The 3,513-nt window shown below is 71.1% G+C and carries 6 protein-coding genes; 4 read left to right on the top strand and 2 right to left on the bottom strand.

Going from position 1 to position 3,513, the window contains the following annotated elements; translation table 11 throughout:
* Positions 1-13: 13 nt before the first annotated feature.
* Complete coding sequence (ligD, locus tag C5508_RS18975) at positions 14-202, bottom strand: non-homologous end-joining DNA ligase LigD (RefSeq protein WP_232797301.1); 189 nt, start codon at positions 200-202, stop codon at positions 14-16.
* Between the two features lie 311 nt (positions 203-513).
* On the opposite strand from ligD (C5508_RS18975), the gene C5508_RS19720 reads away from it, so the two are divergent.
* From C5508_RS19720 to C5508_RS18955, 4 genes are read left to right on the top strand one after another with little or no spacing between them, the layout of a single operon-like run.
* On the top strand, positions 514-747 hold the full coding sequence (locus tag C5508_RS19720; RefSeq protein ID WP_104526463.1) for a hypothetical protein: 234 nt from the start codon (positions 514-516) through the stop codon (positions 745-747).
* Between the two features lie 51 nt (positions 748-798).
* Positions 799-1,002, top strand: coding sequence for a hypothetical protein (locus tag C5508_RS19715; protein WP_157944155.1), 204 nt, complete (start codon positions 799-801; stop codon positions 1,000-1,002).
* 50 nt (positions 1,003-1,052) lie between these two features.
* Entirely contained in the window at positions 1,053-1,523 is a 471-nt protein-coding gene (locus C5508_RS19710) for an SLATT domain-containing protein (protein ID WP_157944154.1), read from the top strand.
* On the top strand, positions 1,520-2,737 hold the full coding sequence (locus C5508_RS18955) for an MFS transporter (protein ID WP_232797300.1): 1,218 nt from the start codon (positions 1,520-1,522) through the stop codon (positions 2,735-2,737). The genes C5508_RS19710 and C5508_RS18955 overlap by 4 nt, the downstream gene beginning before the upstream one ends.
* 143 nt (positions 2,738-2,880) lie before the next feature.
* Here the strand turns inward: C5508_RS18955 and ligD (C5508_RS20425) are convergent, their stop codons facing one another.
* The gene (gene ligD / locus C5508_RS20425) at positions 2,881-3,339 is read right to left on the bottom strand and encodes a non-homologous end-joining DNA ligase LigD (RefSeq protein WP_232797299.1); all 459 of its coding nucleotides are present in this window, start codon (positions 3,337-3,339) and stop codon (positions 2,881-2,883) included.
* Positions 3,340-3,513 lie beyond the last annotated feature (174 nt).

The raw sequence follows: 3,513 nt of genomic DNA, 5'->3' as shown, positions 1-3,513 counted from the left end.
AAGTTGAGATGGTTTATAGTGTAATGTCCTCGAGCAGGTAGGCCGTGGTGGCCAGGTCGGGGTCCAGCGCCGCGGTCCGCGCGGCGAGGGCGCGCGTGGCGGCGGCGACGTCCTCCAGTGGCGAGCCCTGCACCGGGACGACGACGTGCAGCCCCTTCGAGCCGCTGGTCTTCACCGCGCCGCCCAGTCCCGCGCGGTCCACGGTGGCCGACCGTCGCGAGCCGATGGAGGAAGCCCTCGGCGAGTGCAGCCTGGACGCCGACTACTGGTTCGAGAGCGCTCCTGGCACCACGGCACCGCGATCAAGGGGCACAGCGATGTCGACTACATGGCCTGGGCCTCCGGACCTCGACCGGCTCGCCCCAGCACCGCGCTCACGGCCATGAAAACGGCCCTGACCGGAAGTCACTGGGCCATCACGGACCTGCGCGTCTCCAGTCCAACGGTCAAGGTTCAGTTCGTCAGCGCCCCACACTTCGAGGTAGTGCCAGCCCAGCCTGGTACTGCAAGACGGTGGGCGATGACGACGTGTTCTGGATCCCTGGACCGGGAGACCAGTGGGTCGAGTCGGCGCCCGGTGCGCATCTGCGGTTCGTCAACGAGCAGAACGACCGCTTGAACAAGCGGGTGAAGCCCCTGGCTCGGCTGCTCAAGGCGTGGAAGGTGTACGCCGGGGCGCCGGTGTCGAGTACCTACCTGGAGATGCGAGCCGCCGAGTATGCCCAGAGCGAGAAGACGATCCTCTAGCTGGACGTGCAGTGGCTCATGCAACGCCTCATCGACCACGAGGTCCGCAGCATGAACGACCCCACTGGCCTGGTGTCCCGCATCAACGCCGTGTCCTCCGAGAAGAACCGCCGCACGACGCTCCGGCTCCTGAAGGAGGCCGAGAAGAGCCTCGACGAGGCGTACGACCTCGACGGCAAGCCGGGCAAGGAGTTCGACTACTGGTTCCTCATGAGGGACGTGTTCGGGACCTCGTTCCCGTACCCGACGTGGTGACCGGGGCGAGCGGCGCGCCGGGGTCCTTCCGCGACCAGGTGACTGGGGAGTTGAGAGCGCTCCAGGTGGACCTGCTCTGGACCGAGAAGGCGCAGTTCGCCACGGCCGCGCTCTACGCCCGGCTGCACCTGTGGCTGGGCATCGTGGCGACGGTTGCGGCGGCGGTCGCTGCGGCCACCGTCGTCGCCGAGGCCGCCCCTGTGATCTCCGGCTCCGCCGCCGTGGTCGCGGCCATCGCCTCGGCCATCGTCACGTTCCTCAAGCCCCAGGACACCGAGCAGAAGCACCTCACGGCGGGACGCCGTCTCGGCGCGCTGCGGGTCAAGGTCCGCCAGGCACTCGACCTCGACCTGCACCTCAGCCAGCCGGAGCAGCCCGACGCCTGGCGCGCGCTGGCCAGGACCTTCGCCGAGGAGAAGGCGACGATCGACGCCGACGCGCCCGGCACGTCCAACCGAGCGTTCCGGGGTGCCCGGAAGAAGATCGAGCCCGGGCACTTCGACCACGGGTCATCGCCGTGAAGAGCACCCAGCCAGGTCTGCGCGATGTCTTCGCCCGGCCCGCCTACCGCCGCCTGTGGGTGGCTCGCACCGTGTCCCAGTGGGGCGACGTGCTCAACACCATCGCTCTAGCCCTGCTCATCTACGACCTCACCGGCTCGGGGCTGGGCGTCAGCGGTGTGGTCGCGGCCGAGATCCTGCCGGTGCTACTGCTGGCGCCGTTCGCTGGGCCGCTGATCGACCGCTGGCCCCGCGTCCGGGTCATGGTCGCCTCGGACCTGTTCCGGCTCGTTCTGGCCTCGATCCTGGCGGTCTGGCACGACGCCCCGGCGGGGGTGTACGCGATCGCGTTCGGCATGTCCGTCGGGGCGGTGTTCTTCAACCCGGCGGCGTCCTCCGTCCTGCCCACGCTGGTGCCGAAGGAGGAACTAGTCGCGGCGAACAGCGGTATCTGGACCGCCGCCGTGCTGTCCCAGATCGCCCTCGCCCCGCTCGCCGGGCTGCTCGTGGTGCAGGCGGGCTACGGCCCGGCGTTCGCGATCAACGCCGCCTCCTACGCGCTGAGCGCCCTCGTGCTGCGCGGGCTGCGGGTGCCCGCCCAGCCGGAGCGCCTCGGGCGGCGACACCTGCTCGCCGATGCCCGTGAGGGCGTGCGCGTCCTCGTCCAGCACCGACTGCTGCGGGCGCTGGCGACCGGGCAACTGCTCGCCGCGCTGTCGGCCGGAGCGACCAGCGCCCTGCTCGTCGTCCTCGCCGAGAACCACCTCGGGGTGACCGGCAGCGGCTACGGGCTGCTCATCGGCGCCATCGGCGTCGGCGCTGCGCTCGGGCCGCTCGCGCTGCTCCAGCTGATCCGCCGGCCTCGCCGACCGGTCTTCGTGTTCGGCCCGTTCGCGCTGCGCGGCGTCGTCGACCTGGTCCTGGCCGCCGTCACCGCTCTCCCCGTGGCCGTCGGGGCGCTGGTCGTCTACGGCATCGGGACCTCCACCGGTGCGGTCACCTTCAACTCGATGCTCCAAGCCGAGACCCCCGAGCACGTCCGGGGCCGGGTCTTCGCCTCCATGGACGTGCTGTGGCAGGGCGGCAGGCTCGCGTCGTTGGCCATCGGAGGGCTGCTCGCAGACCGGTACGGCATCCAGGTCGTCTACTACCTGGGCGGCATCCTCCTGTTGGCCGCAGCCGCAGCCGGGTTCACGGCGGGCAGGCCACGTGACGAGGATGCCGCGTCCGCCTAGCACGGCCCGGCCCGGCCGCGAGGACGCTGAACTTTTCGCCGACCTGCCGAACTGTCACTGACGGCCACTACCGTCCCAGCCGGTCGGAGCCGGATGGCAGCGTCTCCGACCGTGAACCCAGGGCGAATGGCCGCACCCTGGGTTCACGGGCCTCCTGGACCGGATGACAGTCGGCCCAGGAGGTTGCCCGAGCCTGGTGACCGCTGGCTCGGGCACCCCGTTCCGGCTTCAGTAGCGGGAGGCCGGAACGGGGCCTCGCGCCGTCCTGCCCGTGCCGCCGGACCATGAGGGCGGAGATGAGCAGCAGCGCGACGACCGCCCGCCAGAGCAGGCGCTGCCGCACCGCCGAATCGTGACACCGACCAGACCGGCACCGTGCGCACCCATTCCGGCGCACCCTTGCTGGCGTTGCGCTGCATGAACGGCGGCTGCCCGGGCCGCACCCGCTTCACCGAGAGCGGCCGGCCGGCCAGGAGCGGCACGAGCCGGTCGCCGAGCGCGTCGAAGTGATCGATCAGCGCCCGCTCGGGGACCTCGAGCCCGTCGCCCAGGGGCGCGTCCAGGCTGCTCAGTGCCACGCCGTCGCGTTCGGTGTCACTCACGACGGCCACGCTGCCGCCCAGCCCGGCTTGTCGCAAGCGACCGTCCTGCAGGGCGCCCCCGTCCAGGGCACCAGCCCGAGCGTGCGAGGGCGGGGACGACGGGGTCCTTCCCCGGGTGGTGGGGGAAGGAGGGTCCTTCTAGATCTCGTAGGACGCCTTCGCGCGCACCAGCTC

Source organism: Blastococcus atacamensis, assembly GCF_002938425.1.
In the GTDB taxonomy this organism is placed as follows: domain Bacteria; phylum Actinomycetota; class Actinomycetes; order Mycobacteriales; family Geodermatophilaceae; genus Blastococcus; species Blastococcus atacamensis.
Note: the sequence above shows the minus strand (reverse complement) of the source record. Positions and strands in the feature narration are given on the sequence as shown.

Coding starts and splice junctions, on each gene's coding strand:
- C5508_RS19715 (WP_157944155.1), top strand. CDS start 799: ATGAACGACCCCACTGGCCTGGTGTCCCGCATCAACGCCGTGTCCTCC.